The 16,897-nt window shown below is 27.6% G+C and carries 16 protein-coding genes; 12 read left to right on the top strand and 4 right to left on the bottom strand.

Annotated elements, in window-relative coordinates; genetic code table 4:
* The first annotated feature begins 41 nt into the window (after positions 1–41).
* Positions 42–401 (top strand): hypothetical protein, encoded by a 360-nt coding sequence (locus MTABA_RS03495; RefSeq protein WP_100679780.1) that lies wholly within the window; start codon positions 42–44, stop codon positions 399–401.
* Between the two features lie 20 nt (positions 402–421).
* On the opposite strand, the gene glpK is transcribed toward MTABA_RS03495, so the two are convergent.
* The 3 genes from glpK to MTABA_RS03480 are packed head-to-tail and all read right to left on the bottom strand — an operon-like array spanning position 422 to position 3,887.
* Complete coding sequence (glpK, locus tag MTABA_RS03490; protein WP_100679779.1) at positions 422–1,930, bottom strand: glycerol kinase GlpK; 1,509 nt, start codon at positions 1,928–1,930, stop codon at positions 422–424.
* A 12-nt stretch (positions 1,931–1,942) separates the two neighbouring features.
* The gene (gene glpO / locus MTABA_RS03485; RefSeq protein WP_100679778.1) at positions 1,943–3,094 is read right to left on the bottom strand and encodes a type 2 glycerol-3-phosphate oxidase; all 1,152 of its coding nucleotides are present in this window, start codon (positions 3,092–3,094) and stop codon (positions 1,943–1,945) included.
* 16 nt (positions 3,095–3,110) lie between these two features.
* Entirely contained in the window at positions 3,111–3,887 is a 777-nt protein-coding gene (locus tag MTABA_RS03480) for an MIP/aquaporin family protein (protein ID WP_100679777.1), read from the bottom strand.
* 169 nt (positions 3,888–4,056) lie between these two features.
* Here MTABA_RS03480 and MTABA_RS03475 point away from each other — a divergent pair, with 169 nt between their 5' ends.
* The 3 genes from MTABA_RS03475 to MTABA_RS03465 are packed head-to-tail and all read left to right on the top strand — an operon-like array spanning position 4,057 to position 7,581.
* Entirely contained in the window at positions 4,057–4,770 is a 714-nt protein-coding gene (locus MTABA_RS03475; protein ID WP_100679776.1) for a glycerophosphodiester phosphodiesterase, read from the top strand.
* Positions 4,771–4,784: 14 nt separating this feature from the next.
* Positions 4,785–6,179, top strand: a complete 1,395-nt coding sequence (locus tag MTABA_RS03470; protein WP_244166537.1) for an MFS transporter — start codon at positions 4,785–4,787, stop codon at positions 6,177–6,179.
* A complete protein-coding gene (locus MTABA_RS03465; protein ID WP_244166536.1) occupies positions 6,124–7,581 on the top strand; it encodes an MFS transporter in 1,458 nt (485 codons plus the stop codon). The genes MTABA_RS03470 and MTABA_RS03465 overlap by 56 nt, the downstream gene beginning before the upstream one ends.
* Positions 7,582–7,626: 45 nt before the next feature.
* On the opposite strand, the gene MTABA_RS03460 is transcribed toward MTABA_RS03465, so the two are convergent.
* Positions 7,627–8,478, bottom strand: coding sequence for a Cof-type HAD-IIB family hydrolase (locus MTABA_RS03460; RefSeq protein ID WP_100679775.1), 852 nt, complete (start codon positions 8,476–8,478; stop codon positions 7,627–7,629).
* Positions 8,479–8,598: 120 nt separating this feature from the next.
* Between MTABA_RS03460 and alaS the strand changes: the two genes are divergently transcribed.
* From alaS to MTABA_RS03420, 8 genes are all read left to right on the top strand, one after another.
* Positions 8,599–11,277, top strand: coding sequence for an alanine--tRNA ligase (gene alaS, locus MTABA_RS03455; RefSeq protein WP_100679774.1), 2,679 nt, complete (start codon positions 8,599–8,601; stop codon positions 11,275–11,277).
* Positions 11,278–11,353: 76 nt separating this feature from the next.
* Positions 11,354–11,638, top strand: a complete 285-nt coding sequence (locus MTABA_RS03450) for a hypothetical protein (RefSeq protein ID WP_100679773.1) — start codon at positions 11,354–11,356, stop codon at positions 11,636–11,638.
* A 75-nt stretch (positions 11,639–11,713) separates the two neighbouring features.
* The gene (locus tag MTABA_RS03445) at positions 11,714–12,622 is read left to right on the top strand and encodes a hypothetical protein (protein ID WP_100679772.1); all 909 of its coding nucleotides are present in this window, start codon (positions 11,714–11,716) and stop codon (positions 12,620–12,622) included.
* Between the two features lie 155 nt (positions 12,623–12,777).
* Positions 12,778–13,206 carry a 50S ribosomal protein L11 gene (gene rplK / locus MTABA_RS03440; protein WP_100679771.1) on the top strand — a complete coding sequence of 143 codons (429 nt, stop codon included), beginning with the start codon at positions 12,778–12,780 and terminating at the stop codon, positions 13,204–13,206.
* Positions 13,206–13,889, top strand: coding sequence for a 50S ribosomal protein L1 (rplA, locus tag MTABA_RS03435; RefSeq protein ID WP_100679770.1), 684 nt, complete (start codon positions 13,206–13,208; stop codon positions 13,887–13,889). The genes rplK and rplA overlap by 1 nt, the downstream gene beginning before the upstream one ends.
* Positions 13,890–13,938: 49 nt before the next feature.
* Positions 13,939–14,388 (top strand): GNAT family N-acetyltransferase, encoded by a 450-nt coding sequence (locus MTABA_RS03430; RefSeq protein WP_100679769.1) that lies wholly within the window; start codon positions 13,939–13,941, stop codon positions 14,386–14,388.
* An 89-nt stretch (positions 14,389–14,477) separates the two neighbouring features.
* Positions 14,478–15,470 (top strand): alpha/beta hydrolase, encoded by a 993-nt coding sequence (locus MTABA_RS03425; protein ID WP_167373338.1) that lies wholly within the window; start codon positions 14,478–14,480, stop codon positions 15,468–15,470.
* 4 nt (positions 15,471–15,474) lie between these two features.
* Positions 15,475–16,863 (top strand): APC family permease, encoded by a 1,389-nt coding sequence (locus MTABA_RS03420; protein ID WP_100679768.1) that lies wholly within the window; start codon positions 15,475–15,477, stop codon positions 16,861–16,863.
* Positions 16,864–16,897 lie beyond the last annotated feature (34 nt).

The raw sequence follows: 16,897 nt of genomic DNA, 5'->3' as shown, positions 1-16,897 counted from the left end.
TTTTTTGTTAATATTAATTAGAATAAGAAAAGAGAAAAAATATGCAAACAAGAAAAACATTATATTTAATTGGAATAATACTAAATATAGTAGGAATGGGATTTTTAGTTTTAATAGCTATGATATATGGATTAGTTGGAATCATAACATCACCCGCTGTTGGAATAATATTGTTAATTGTTTTTTTAGTTCCAATTGCGTGAATTTTACCAATGACATTAGCAGCTCACAAAGCATATAAGCAAGTTGGGACCGAAGAAGAACAAACACACATACCTTTATCAGTATGTACATTATTATTTATTAGTTTAGTTTCAGGAATTTTATTTATAGTAGCTTCTGTAATGCTAACTGATGAACAAGATAAAGCAATAATGGAAAATAAAACACCAGCTGAATAAGCAGGTGTTTTTTTATTATCTTATTCAATTTCTTTGATTCATCCAAATGTTTTTTGAACTGCACTATTTCAACCTTTAATTAATTTCTTTGATTCTTCTTCACTAATTTTGCTTGTTAGTTCAAAATCAATTTTATAATTAGATTTAATATCATCTATATTTTTTCAATATCCTACAGCCAATCCTGCTAAGTATGCAGCACCCATTGCAGTAGTTTCAACATTTATTGGTTTGATAACTTTTGATCTACTAATGTCAGCTTGGAATTGCATCATAAATTTATTATTACTAGCACCTCCATCAACTTTAATTTTGCCTAATGGTGCTTTAATATCTTTTTGCATTGCGCTAATCACATCATTTGCTTGATAAGCAATGGCTTCTAAAGTAGCTCTTACAATATGCTCTCTTTTTGTTCCTCTATCTAGTCCAAAAATGGCACCACGTGAATAAGAGTCTCAGTAAGGTGAGCCTAAACCTGTAAAAGAAGGAACAACATAAATTCTTTTGTCATCATTTACTTGACCAGCATATCATTCAGTTTCAATTGCGTTATAAATAATTCTTAGATTATCCCTTAGCCACTGAACTGCTGCACCAGCGACCATTACTGATCCTTCTAATGCATATGTAATTTTGTCACCAATGGCAACTCCTATTGTTGTAAGAAGACCATGAGTAGACATAATCTTTTTTTCACCTGTGTTCATTAAAATGAAACAACCAGTACCATAAGTTATTTTTGTTTCCCCTGAATTTAAGCATAATTGTCCAAAAAGAGCAGATTGTTGATCACCAATAGATGAACAAATTTTAAATTGGGTTTCATCATTTTTTGAAAGTAAACCTTTAAAAGTTTCCCCATAAATTTCAGAACAAGATTTAATTTCTGGCAACATATTTCTAGGAACATCAAACAAGTTAAGCAATTCATCATCTCAATCATTTGTATTAATGTTATAAAATAATGTTCTTTGTGCATTAGTATGATCAGTAACAAAAACTTTACCACCAGTTAGTCTATAAATTAATCATGTATTAATAGTACCAAACATTAATTTGCCTTCTTTAGCTAATTCTCTTGCACCTTTTACATTGTCTAAAATTCATTTAACTTTTGTTCCTGAAAAATATGGATTTATTATTAAACCAGTTTTATCCCTAATTAAATCTAATTCTTTTCTACCAAATTTTTCACAGTAATCAGCGGTTCTTTGGTCTTGTCAAACAATAGCATTATATATAGGTAAACCTGATTCTTTATTTCAAACTACAACTGTTTCTCTTTGATTTGTTATACCAATTCCTTCAATTTGAGAAGGGCTAATCCCTGATTTATTTAAGACCTGTATAAGTGTTGTTCTTTGAGTGTTTCAAATTTCAATTGCATCATGTTCTACTCACCCTTCTTTTGGAAAGTGTTGAGTAAATTCCATTTGATCAACTGCAATGATGGCACCCTTTTTATTAGTTACAAGTGATCGAGCACTTGTTGTTCCTTCATCCAAAGTTATTATATATTTTTCCATACTATCTCCTTCTTATTTATGTATTAATGGATTCTTTTCAATAGGATCTCAATTTGTTTTTAATTCTAATTTAGTTTCTTTCATAACTAATTCAATAACCAAATCTGCAATTGCAGGAGCTGAAGAAAGACCAGGGGATTTCATACCAGCTACATTTATAAAAGTGCTGTCCTTAGCAGCAGGTTTTATTCAGAAATCGTCATTCTTAGCTTCTATTGGTCTACTACCTGAAAAACTAAGGCATGTTTTATTCATATTTATGCTAGGTATCAGTTTTTTGCCAATATCACCAATTAAGTCATATTTATTTTTTGTTATTAATCTTGTTTCATCTTTTGGTACAAAATCTTCACTAGTTGGTCCAACTAAAACATGCCCATCTAATGTAGGGGCTACAATAACACCTTTACCATGGACTGTAGGAACCATAAATACAACTGAATTAACTATACCAGCTTCTGTTTTTTCTAAAACTCTATACTCACCACGTTTTGTAATAAGATTAAATTCATCATGTCCAGCCATTTTACTAATGATATCAGCATAGTGTCCAGCAGCATTTATAATTATTTCAGAGTTTATTCTTCTATCATTAGTTTCTATTTCAAAAAGGTCATTTTGTTTTGAAATTCCTATAACCTTTGAATTTAGTTTTAATTGAACGCCATTCTTAATAGCATTTTTCATAAGAGTTTCTGTTAGAGCAACAGGATCAACTGCAATTGATGAGTTACATAAAAGTGCCCCTTTAGTCTCTGAAGAAATATTTGGTTCTTTTTTCAAAACTTCTTCTTTTGATAAAATTTTTAGTTCACTAGTACTTAATCCGTTTGTTAATCCTCGCTTATATAACATGTTTATATGTTCTAAATCTAATTCATCAAATCCAACAATTAGTGAATCAATCCTTACATAAGGAAACTCCATTTGTGAAATTCAATCTTCGTATCTTTTTTTACCTAGTACATTTAATTTAGCATTAAGTTTTCCTGGAGTAGGATCGAATCCACCATGAACTAATCCTGAATTACCTGTAGATGTTTCTAAACCAACTTTTAAATTAGATTCAAGTACAATAATTTTTTTATTATACTTTGAAAGTTCTCTAGCAATAGAAGAACCAATTATTCCTGCACCGATTATACAAATATCATATCTATTCATTTTTTACCTATTTCTATTATATTAAGAAAAATAATCCAACAATAATTCCAGCAGCAAGTGGGGCTGCTACAGGAATTCAACCATAGCTTCAATCAGATTTTCCTTTATTTTTTAAAGGCATAAACTGGTGAACAATTCTTGGAGCTAAATCTCTGAAAGGATTTATAGCGTACCCTGTTGTTCCCCCAAGTGATAATCCAATAGCTAAAATAACCATACCAACTAAAACAGGAGCATAAAATGATGGTAATCCTGCACCGCTATTAAATTTACCAAATGATAAAATTGCTAAAATTAATAATGTAGTTCCTAAAAATTCCATTGTAAAATTTGTAATTTTGCCTCTTTCAGTTGGAATTGTTGAGTGCATTGCAAGTACACTTAATTTATCTTCGATTGTTCCACTTATCAAAGTTTTTTGTATATGTTTGTAATAAACAAAATTTACTAATAATTGCCCAATTACAGCACCTATAAATTGAAAAATTATAACAAGGAAAAACATTCCTACTGGTGCCATGCCATTATAGCTACTAAAACCTAAATTTCCTGTTTTATCAGAAATTGCAAGTGCAACAGTAACTGCAGGATTGAAATGTGCAACGCCTCCTAAAGCATTTGCAACAAGGGCTCCAACTGTTACAGCCATTGCTCATCCAATTGTGATTGCAACAAGTCCAGCATTATTTCCTTTTGTTCCTTTTAAAACGACATTTGCAACTATACCATTACCTAAAATGATTAAAATTGCTGTTCCTAAAAGTTCAGTCAAAATTAATGTATATCAATTCATAATTAAGTCATCTCCATTTTCATGTATACCAATAAAGGTACATAAATTATTATACTAAAATATAATATTTTTTCCAAATAAGTGTATAAATTTTGGAGAAATATCTTTTCTTTGTTATAATTAAAATATGTTATGAGTAGAAAATTAATTTATTAGAAGGGAAACATTTATGTTTTTAGTAGCACATAGGGGGTTTAGAGCTCCTGGCAGAGAAAATAGAATGATTGATTTCATAGATTCATTAAAAATTTGTAAAGGCGTTGAATTTGATATTCGTTTAACAAAGGATAAAAAAATAATAATATTTCATGATCACAACTTAAAAAGAATTGGTCAAGTTAATAAAACTGTTAAAAGCCTAACTTTTGATGAAATTAAAAATATTAAATTTTTTAAAGACAAACCTGAAAATATTCCACCACTATTTATAGAGGATTTTATTGAAAAAATATCAGATCAATATAAATTTATAAATGTTGAAATTAAGCCTGATAGAAATACAAAGCAAGAATTCGATATCATAAAAAATGCTTTACAATTGTTAAGAAAAAAAACAAAAGCAGAAATTGTTGTTTCATCTTTTGGACATGAAGCACTAAAATTTATTTCAGATTTGGATTCAAGTAAATTTAAAAAAGGTTACTTAACTGAATATGTAAAAAAAGTTGACTTTGACTTAATAAAAAAATTTGATTACTTGCATCCATATGTAGGTAATCTAAAGTCATCTGAGTCCCCAAAAATTGTAGAGAAAATTAATTTGCCTTTAAATGTATGAACATTAAAAAATGATAAAGATGCTGAAATTATTTATTTAAAATACAAAGAAAAATTGAACTCATTTATTAGTGATAAAAAAGATTTAATGATTAATTTTAAATAAAATTTAGAAAGGAAATGATTTTTATTTTTAGTAAAAAAAATACAATAATGGGTATTAGTAAAAAAACGTTTACTATAATAGCTATTTTAGCAATGGCTGATGTTTTAGTAATGGCTGTGCCTTTTTACTTAAAAAATGTTATATCTTCTGTGGTAATTTCTGAGTCATTAGGGATTTTACCATCACAATTTTCACAAGCAAATTCAATATATGGTTATGTATCATTGCCTAGCTATTTTATAGGAGGTTGATTTGCTGATAAAATAAGTTTAAAAAAATTAACATTAGTTGGTTTGGCCTCAATTGGTGTCGTAGGATTATGATATGGATTTATACCATTTATAGCAACCGCTAAAGTAATACAAGTATATTTAATATTTGCATTATGAAGTTTTATAACTTGTTTTATATTTTGAGCTGCACTTTGAAAATTATTATCAGAACAAGGAAAACCTGAAGAAAATGGAAAGCTAAATGGTATTCATGGAAGCTTGAATGGACTTATTGGAACTATTATTATTGCTATTGCTTATTTAGTTTTTTTCCTTTTTGGAACAGTTTGAAAATCTTCATTAGGTAACTGAGCTTTTCCTGCATTGGTGTTTATTTTTACAGGATTTATAATTATTAATTGCGTCTTAATATTTTTCTTTGTACCAGAAGATAAAACAACAAAAAAAGATGGTGAAAGTGATTTTTCACTTAAAAGTTTTAAAAATATATTAGGTAATTGAAAAATTTGGTTAGTATCAATTTTAATCTTAGGTGTTTATTTATACCAAAGTGGTTTATCAATCTTTGTAACTTACATGCAAGACGTATTATTGATAACTGCATCATTAGTTGTGGTTTTTGGAATTCTAAGAACTTACTTATTTAGATTTTTCTTTTCAACATATTTTGGAAAAATGGCCGATAAGAGCCAAAAATACATTTTATTTATAATTATTGGTTTAGCTGTAGCTTCTGTATTATGTTTAATTGCTGTTATTGTTCCTGGATTTGGTGAAAGTAGTTTTACAAATATGTCAAAAGGATCAAAAACTTTGGTACAAATTTCTGTAGTGACTATGTATTTAGGTTTAGGTATAACTTGTTGAGCACTTGTAACAAATAGATGAGCAACAATTTATGTTATCAATATCAGTCAAAAAGATTATGGTATGGCGGTTGGATTTATTTCATTAATAGCTTTTTCAGCTGATGCTTGATTCTGACAAATAGATTCAATATTATTAAAAAATTTAGGATCAGAAGCAGGATATACAGACAACAAATTAGCAAACCAAATAAGTATTATCATTATATTATGTTTTGGCTTATTAGCAATGATTGCTGGGGGTATATTAATTTATGCAACAAAGAAAGAAATACAAAGAAATGAAGGAAAACAAGTTTTGGCAAACTAAAAGATTTTGAATAATTGCTATTTTAGCAACAGCAGATGTTTTAGTTTTTATTTTTCCATCGTATTTAAAAAATGTTATTAATACTGAGGTAATATCATTAAATTTGGGAATTTCTCCAGCACAGCTTGCTCAAGCTTCAGCTGTTTATGGTTACGTCTCATTAGTTATTTATTTTTTTGGTAGTGTAATTGCAGATAAAATAAGTCTTAAATGACTTACTATAACTGGATTGGCTGCTTTTGGTATATCAGGTGTTTGATATGGTAGCGTTGGGCTAACAGCAGGCGGCGGAATTATTTTTGATATTGAAAATAATGTTGCTATTTTAAATCCTATTGGTCAATCAAGCAGATATACTCAAGTTTTAATAATCTATGTTATTTGAGCATTTGCAAAAATTATATTTTGAGCACCTTTATGGAAATTACTTTCTCAACAAGGAAAGCCTGAAGAAAATGGAATACTTAACGGTATTCATGGAAGTTTAAATGGACTTATTGGAACAGTATTTGTTGCTTTAGGATTTATAATTTTTACAGTTCTAACCCCCATTTTTGTTAATAGAAATAGTACTTCAACTTTAGCCTTTTCATTAATGTGTTATTTATTTTGTTTACTTATACTTATTGACGTTTTTCTTTTAATATTTTTTGTAAAAGAAAAGAAGGGAGAAGTAATAAGCAAAGATTTTAATATAAAAGAAGTTGGAAAAGTTTTAAAAAATTATAAAGTCTATTTACTTGCTCTATTAGTTATGGGTGTATATATGTATCAACAAGGATTAAGTGTATTGATTCCATTTATGAATAGTGCTTTACTTATTAGTGCGAGTATAACATTTATTGGAGGGCTTTTAAGAACATACCTATTTAGATTATTCTTTTCAGCCCCTGCAGGTAAAATAGCTGATAAATCAGGTAAATACATAAAATTTTTAGTTACAGGATGTATAATTTGCTCATTTCTAATGATGATTATAATTTTTTTACCAGGATTTAAAATTGGTGGTTTTGCTAGTCAATCAGCAGGTTTAAAAATATTTATTCAAATTATAGTTTATTCGTTCTTCTTATGTATGGGAGCAATCTGTTGAGGTCTTGTAACAAATAGATGAGCAACTATATATGAAATAGGCATAGACCATAAACAATATGCAACTGCTGTTGGTTTAGTTTCTGTTATTGCTTTCTCACCTGACGCTTGATTTTGACAGTTAAATTCATTGTTTTTAGAAAAATATAAAGTTGAAACAAATATTAATGGTGTATTTAATTATCAACTAGCTTACCAGTACTCAATGATATTAATTGTTGTTGGTGGTATTCTGGGAATTATATCTGGTTTGGTGCTAATGCTTATGCTTAAAAAAGAAAAAAAGCTAAAAATTGCAAAAGAGTATTAAAAAAATAGAGTTATCCATTTTTTTAATACTCTTTTAATAATCTCACTATTTTAAAAGTTTATTAAGTGTATCACCAAGACCACCATCTTCATTTGAAATATCAGTTATACCTCAAGCAATTTCTTTTAGTTTTGGATTACCGCTTGTTAGAGCTATTCCATGTCCAACAGTTTCAATCATTTCAAAGTCATTCATTTGATCACCAAATGCAATAACATCTTTAATATTTTTGTTGTAATATTGAGCAACCATTTCAGCAGCAAAGCCTTTATTAACAAATTTGTTTGTAATAATTAAAATAGGCTTTTCTCCAATATTTTCAATACCATAAATTAGGTTTGATTTTACTTTGACTGCATCTCCAAATTCATTATTTAAAGTGTCAACAATATTAAAGAAATTTAAGTTTGTATTTAGTTTAACAATTATATTGCTACATGGGCCAATTCAATCATTTAAAATATCTCCTTGAATTGGAGGTTCAGCATTAGCATCAGCAATGAAGAAATTGTCTTTTCCATTCTGAATCATATTTGTATGATAATATTCAACGATAATATTTTCAATTTTTCCTTTTAAAATTGGATGTTTTAAAATTCCTTTTGTAACTTCTTCACTAATTGGAAGCACTATTCTTTTAAAGTTTCTATGTATAGGATCAGAAATATGCCCTCCGTCTAATGTAACTAATAAACTATCAAGCTCTAATTCGTTATAAATATGCAAAGTATCTTTTAAACTTCTTCCTGTGCATATACAAACTGTGTGCCCATTTTTGATAGCATCTTGTAGTGCACTTTTTGTAATCGGATTAATTGTTAAGTGGTCATCTTTTAAAGTTGTGCCGTCTAAGTCAATTAGTATTAATCTCTTTTTATTTTTATCTTTTAATTGCATAATTTTACTTTCCTTTCCAGAATAAGTAGTCATATTTATATTTTATCAAAAATTAGTCAGAAATATTTTCTCTTTGATTTTGTTAAAGGTTATAATTAATTTTAAAGGACTGATATTTAAATGAAAAAATTAACAACAAATGAAATTAGAAAAATGTGATTAGATTTTTTTAAAGAAAAACAACATCATTTTTTAGAACCAGTTAGTTTAATACCTGTAGAAGACCCTTCACTATTATGAATTAACTCAGGTGTTGCAACACTTAAACCATATTTTGATGGAAGAAAAACGCCACCATCACCAAGATTAACTAACTCACAAAAAGCAATAAGAACTAATGATATTGAAAATGTTGGAGTTACCGCAAGACATCATACAATGTTTGAGATGCTAGGAAATTTTTCAATTGGAGATTATTTTAAAAAGGAAGCAATTGCATTTGCTTGAGAATTATTGACAAGTGATAAATGATTTGCTATTCCAACTGAAAAATTATATATTACTGTTTTTAATGAAGATGTTGAAGCTTATGAATATTGAATAAATGATATTGGAATAAAGCAAGATCATATTTTTAGACTAACTAGAGAAACAAATTTTTGAGATGTAGGGCAAGGGCCATGTGGACCAAATACTGAAATTTTCTTTGATCGTGGAGAAAAATGAGATAAAGAAAATATAGGACCAAGACTTTTAGCAGATGATATTGAAAACGATAGATATATTGAAATTTGAAATATTGTTTTTTCACAATTTAATAATGATGGATTTGATAATTACTCAGAATTGCCAAGAAAAAATATAGATACAGGTGCTGGATTGGAAAGAATAGCGTCTATTTTTCAAGACACACCAACTAATTTCGAAACTGACATATTCTGACCTACAATTAAAAAAATTGAAAGCATTTGTGATTCAAAATTTAAATATTCAGTTGAAAATTATTTTGATCAAAAAATTGATCAAACTAAAATAAATACAGCATTCAAAGTAATTGCTGATCACGTAAGAGCAACAAGTTTTGCTATTGCTGATGGAGTATTCCCTGGTAATAAAGATAGGGGATACATTATTCGTCGTTTAATTCGTCGTGCATTAATGAAAGGGATGGAATTAGGCGTTAATGGGCCATTTTTAAGTACCTTAGTAATAAATGTGATCGAGGCTATGAAAGATTTTTATCCTTACTTATTAGAGAAACAAAACTTGATTGAAACAACTATTTTGAATGAAGAAGAAAAATTTTTAAAAACTTTATCAAAAGGATATGAAGCATTAAATAAAATGATTCAAAACGATAAAAAAGTAACTGGTAAAAATGCTTTACTTTTATTTGAGTCATATGGATATCCAATTGAACAAACTATTGAGATAGCTGAAGACAGAAATGTTAAAGTTGATATTGAAGAATTTAATAGTTTATTAGAACTAACAAAAGAACAAGCGCGTAGTGCAAGAAAAGATTTAAAAGCCTGAGATAAGCAAAATGAAATTTTTACAAAAATTGATGTTGAGTCAGAATTCACTGGTTGAGAAGAAACAAAACATGAAGGTGCCAGAATTGTTTATATATTTACAGATGAAGAAATCCTTTCAGAGGCAGCGGATACAGAAGTTTATGTAATATTAGATAAGACACCTTTTTATGCTGAAAAAGGTGGGCAAGCAGCAGATACGGGATATTTAATAAACACTTTAGCAAGAGCTGATGTTATTGATACTCAACAAGGACCTAATCATCAACATATTCATAAAATTCAATTGGATGGATCAATTAAAATTGGAGATACTATTGATGCTTTTGTTAATGAAACAAAAAGAACATTAACTATGAAAAATCACTCAGGTACTCATTTAGTGCATTCTGCTTTGCGAAAAATACTGGGTGAAACTGTTATGCAATCAGGGTCATATAATGATGAGCATGGTTTACGTATGGACTTTACATATAATGATTCAATTAAACCAGAAGAATTAATTGCAACTGAAAAATTAGTGGTTGAAAAAATAAATGAAAAAATTAACAAAGAAGTTTATTTTTGTTCAATGCAAGATGCGGTAAACAAATATGGAGCACTAGCATTTTTTACTGAAAAGTATGATGATATTGTAAGAGTAATAAAATTTGGGGAATTTTCAAGCGAATTATGTGGTGGTACACATGTGGATAATACATTTGATGTAGAAGACTTTATGATTACAGGATTGGAATCAAAAGGAAGCGGAGTTTATAGGGTTAAATGCTTAACGTCTCAAAAAGCAATTAATGAATATTTAAATACAGAGTTTAATAAATTGTTAAAATTAGTTAAAGAAATAGCTGTCAAGTATGAAAATTCAAAAAAGGCATTAACTAATCAAAAAATTGAAAATTTAGTTAATCAAGCGTTAAGTAAACAAATTTCTAAAGACTCAATTCTTGAATTAAAATTAATTTTAGAAAACTTGTCAATAGAATTAAAAACTCATGAAAGAAAAGCTGATGATTTACTAACAACTCAAAAATTAGAAAAATATAAGTCATTTGAACCAAAAATAAATGAAAAAGGAATTCAAATTCTTGAAGAAAAAGTTAATGGCTTAAGTATTAAAGACATGAAGACACTAGTTGATGAATATAAAAATAAATTTGAAAAAATTATTATAATATTAACTTCAGAAAATATTGAAGGGAACTTTGTTGTTGTTGGAGTAAGTGATCAGTTGCAAGCAGAGTATCCTGCGATAGAAATATTTAAAAAATTACCACTTACACCAAAAGGTGGAGGAAATGCAAGTTTAGCGCAAGGTAAATTCTAAAAATAAAACTACCTAATTTGGTTTTTTCCAACTATTGTTGTATAATTTACTTTGAACACAGAAAGGAATAAATAAAATGAACATTCTAAAAAGAGCATTATCAACAGTTATTAACGGATTTTTAAATGGATTTACTTTTGGGATTTTACCTTTAGTTTTATGAATTTTAAACTTACCATTAGTAGGACAAATGATTTTTAAAACACCTCAAGCCGAAGGCAGAGGAGCAGCTTTAATTTATGGTTTAATTTACGTATTATTATGTTTATCAATAGTAGGATTTATCTTTATTATTGTTTGATGTTTAATGGGTAAACAACCTTTAGCATTACAAATTACAAACTGATTAATAAAAAAATAATTTTATTTATTTACGAGATTTGCTTAGCAAATCTTTTTTTTGTTAAAATAACAAAGTAAAAAAGGAGTGCTCTATATGTTTTATTTATTTTCAAAAAGTATTTTAGTAGAAATTGGTTTTAAAGATCAAATTTATTACATAGGAAATGAAAAATTCAATTCAATACCAGATTATTTGCTAAATAATTGCTATTCTTCTGGCAATTGAAATAGAGCATTAAAATATAAAACTGCAATTAATGAAGTTGACAAAAAATATTTTATGCTTGATGTAGAAGTTTATTGAAATTTAACCTCAAAAAAAATTGAACTTATAAGTAAAATATTCTTTTTTAGTGAGATCATAAATTCTAAACATTTTAGAGAAACGTTTTTAAATACTTTACTTACTCATTACTTTAAACATACTTTAAAAATTTTAAAACCAAAAGAAATTAACAAAAACTTTATTAAAGTTTATAAACCTGAGATTTCAAAAGACAATCTAAGAATTAATAATTTTGATAACTTTTTAGTATTAAATGAAGAAATAAGTTTTAAAAATAAAAAGTTTAAGTCAATTAATAAAGTAGAAGGGAAAGATGCATTTTCATGAAATGTAAACAAACTTAATCAAATAGTTTATTCGTTTTCTCATGAGATTTTAGAAAAAGATACATTACTAAAAAATACTGATTTTATCGATTTAAATAACTCATTATTTTATATTAATTCTTTAAGTAAATTAAATAAAAATCTTGTTTTAGAATTTTGCGTTTATGATAAAAAAACAAGAGATAAACTTATGCAAAAAATGATTAAACAAATTAAAATGTCTAACGATTCATTAGCTAATTGGCATCTTTTTAATTTAACAAAGGACATAAAATATTTAAAAATTGAACTAAGCAAAATCTCTGAAAATATTATTTCTCCTGAAGAATATTTAAAACAAGTGTACTCTAAATTAAAAAGAAACTATGAAAAAGAACTATTAAATCTATAGTTAATAAACTAATATCAGCTCATATGACTTGATTTAGGTATTAATAAATGTATAATTAAAAATGACTGATTTTTATTGTGGGAGAAGTTCTAATACTTCATATGGACCACAGCGAGTAAAAGCAGCCGACTAAAAAATATTAGGAGGATAAGCCCGTGGCTAAAAGAATTACACGTATTGCCAAATTAGAATTTATGGCGATGCAAGCAAAACCAGGAGCAGAATTAGCTTCTTTAGGTATTAACATGCCTGAATTTACAAAACAATTTAACGATGCTACTAAAGATCGTGCAGGAGATGTTGTTCCTGTAGTTATTACAGCATATGATGATAAATCATTTGATTATGTACTAAAAACAACACCAGCAGCTATTTTATTAAAAAGAGCAGCCGGAATTGAAAAAGGAGCAAGCAATGCTAAAACTCAAACAGTTGCAACTATTTCAGCTGATAAAGTTAGAGAAATTGCTGAGTACAAACTAGTTGATTTAAATGCAAATGACGTTGAAGCAGCAATGAAAATTATTGCTGGTACAGCTAAAAACATGGGAATCAAAATTACAGGTATGGAGGAAACTAACTAATGGCTAAAATTTCAAAAAGAATGAAAAGCGTTAAAGGGTTAGTAGACAAACAAAAAGTTTACGCACTTGACGAAGCAATTAAATTAGCAAAAGAAACTTCAACAACTAAATTTGATTCAACTGTTGAATTATCATTTAACTTAAATATTGATCCAAGAAAAGCTGATCAACAAATTCGTGGAGCGTTAGTATTGCCAGCTGGAACAGGTAAAACTCAAAAAGTTTTAGTTTTAACAAATACTAAAGTTAAAGAAGCTCAAGATGCAGGTGCTGATTTTGTTGGTGGAGAAGAATTAATTGCAAAAATTCAAAAAGAAAACTGATTTGAATTTGATGTTATTGTAGCTACACCAGAAATGATGGCTAAATTAGGAGCAATTGGGAAAGTTTTAGGGCCAAAAGGATTAATGCCTAACCCAAAAACTGGAACAGTTACAATGGATGTTGCTAAAGCAATTGATGAAATTAAAAAAGGAAAAATTGAATTCCGTGCAGATAAAGAAGGAAATATCCATACAATTATTGGAAAAGCGTCATTTACTGCAGATCAGTTAAAAGAAAACTTTACTACAATACTAAATGAAATGAGAAGAGTTAAACCTCAAACTGTTAAAGGTGATTACATTATTAACATTACAATTTCAACAACAATGGGTCCTGGAATTAAAGTAGAAATTAACTAATAAAACAGCTAAATGCTGTTTTTTTAATAATTAGAAAAGAGGTAAACTAATGAAAATAGAATTTAAAACATTTGAAAAATTATCAAGTAAAGAAACTTGAGAGATATTTAAAAATAGAAGTGAAGTTTTTGTTGTTGAGCAAGAGTGACTAGCTTGTGATATAGACGAAAATGATTTAAGAGCTACGCACATGATAATAAGAAATGAAAATGAAGAATTAGTAGCTTATCTAAGAATTTTTGAACTCGATAAAAGTACAGTAACATTAGGAAGAGTTTTAACACCTAAGGAATTTAGAGGATTAAGTCTTGGAAAAGAATTACTAAAAAATGCAATTGATTGAATTAAACGTCAATATCCTAAACATGACATAAAAATAAGTGCTCAATATAGACTTGTTAAGTTTTATGAGAACTTTGGTTTTAATCAATGCTCTGAAGTGTATGATGATGATGGAATGGATCATATAAAAATGATAATAAAAAAAAGCTATAATTAAATTTAATAATTTTCAAAAGTTTATTTAATTTTTGGAAATTATTTTTTTTATGTGTAATGATAATAATATATTATAAAATGAGGTGTAAGTTGAAAAAAAATAAATATAAATATTCAGCAAAAACAATTTTATTAACTTTTTTGCAATTTAAAAAAATTAAAAAAAATTCGCATTCGCATTTTTTAGATTATAAAAAGTTTTGTTATGCATACCATCGTGATGGGTTTAATGAAAAAGGGATTAAAATTAACTCTCTGGATTTATATTATGAAGATTTAAAAAACAAAGGATTAAACTATTTAAATGATACTTTTGTTTATGATCAAATTGAAGAAATTAGTGTGTGCAATGAAAAGGGAAAAATTAGTTGCTTAGTTGCTAGAAAAAAAGAGCAAAAAAAATGAGTTATTGGATTGCATGGATGAACCGAAAACAAATATTTAGCTTTAAGACTGGTTCATCATTTTTGAAAACAAGGATACAATGTTTTAACCTTTGATAGTTTTGCACATGGTTTAAGCTATGGCGAAAAAACTGATATAGGTTATTCATCTGTTAAAATGTTAGAAGACATAATAGTATATCTAAAAAATACTGAGCAAGCAGAGTCTATTGGATTAATAGGCAATAGCATGGGTGCATCTACAAGTTTATTATTTATTCAAAAAAGTAAAATGAGATCACTTGTTAACTGAGTAATTGCTGACTGTGGTTTTAGTAATATAAAACATCAATATAGATATTACATTGAAAATAATTTATATTATATTGAATGATGAAAAATTGGTTTTTTATTCACTCATAAATTTAGTAAAGAAACAAAAACACCGCAAAGAAAATATAATTTATTAAAAAACATGAGTAAAGCAAAAGATATTCCCGTATTATTTATTCATTCTAAAGGTGACACATTTATTCCATTTGAAATGAGTGAATTAATGTATAATAAAAAAATTAAATTTGAAAAAGTAATAAAAAGTGAAATATGAGTACCAGATGGTTCTGAACATGTAAATACAATCGTAACTTATAACGAAGAATACATTTCAAAATCTATAAATTTTGCAAGAAAGTGAGAATAAAAAAATGAAACTTAACAGAAAATATGGCTTTTGAACCGTTTTAGCTTCTACTTTAGCTGCAATTGTTGGTTCAAGTATTATTATTTCATTTAACATGGTTTTTGCTCTTGCTCAAGCAAACCCATTGTTAATGATGCTTGCATGGATTTTTGGAGCATTAATAGTGTTACCAGATGCTTTTATAGTTATAGAACCTTCAATTGGATATGGTGAAAGTGGTAGTGGATATAGCTGAATTAGAAAATGCAACTGAAGAATTTTAGCATTTTGATTTGGATGAGTTTTAATTTTATTTGTTTCTGCAACTTCACTAGCAAGTTGTTGTTCTGCCATGAGTTCAATGATAACTCAAATTTTAGAATTAGATTCTAAAGAAATTGCTGTTGAAACTTTGCAAAAAGCTTTGGCCGTATTTATTCTACTATTTCTTGCAGGGATACAAATAATGGTCAAAAATAGTAGTAAATATACACAGATATTCTTTCTGTTCGTAAAAACCTTACCAATCATATTAGTATTCATACTAGCAATTATGTATGGTTCAAAAGATGGTCTATTGTCAAATTCACAAATGAACAATAATTTGGGACACGCTTATATATCTTCAGCAATGTTAATTCCTGCAATCACATACACAGGGTTTGCATATTCGGGTCATGAGTTTCCCACATATATTACAGAAGAAATTGAAAACCCTAAAAAAACAGTTCCTTTGGTAATAATTAGTGCCGTATTAATCGTGCTAGTTATTTATGTTTGTTATGGTATTGCTCTTTTATCATTAGCAACACCAGATAATCAAGGAAATTGAATTGATCCAAACGGATCAACATCAACTATTTTTGCTCAACATAAATGAGCAGTACTGACATTTAATATCTTAGCAATATTCTTATTTATTGGTTCTGTTAATTCTTTATTGTTTTTTCAATCAAGACTGATACATAAATTATCTGAAACAGGTGATGTTCACGCATTTTTTGGAAAAGTTCATAAAAAAACTAACCAACCTTATATGGCAATTATATTGCTTGGTTCTGTAGCAGTATTTTATATTTTGTTTAGTTCTATCTCAGAAATAATTTCTTCATTTGCACTTGCAACTAGTGCATTAAAAATTTTATTAAATTCAGCAATAATTAAATTAAGATTAAAAGACACGGAATATAAAAAAATATATGGTAACAAAACTTTTTGGGCACTAATGATTTTAAGTTTAGTAACTTGCGCTCTTACATTTATTGGTTCAATATATTTAATGGTTATAATACCACATCAACAAACAGGAGCAAGCACATTCTCTATTTTATGAAAACCAATTTTAATGATTATTATTGCATTCCTAGTTTATTTATTTGGAATTTTTAAATTTAATAATATAAAAATTAAATAACTTTAAAGTTATTTTTTTTATTAAGTGTTATCTT

The sequence above is a fragment of the Mesoplasma tabanidae genome, from assembly GCF_002804025.1.
Classification (GTDB): domain Bacteria; phylum Bacillota_I; class Bacilli_A; order Mycoplasmatales; family Mycoplasmataceae; genus Mesoplasma; species Mesoplasma tabanidae.
The sequence above is the reverse complement of the archived record's forward strand: the minus strand, read 5'-3'. Positions and strand labels throughout refer to the sequence as shown.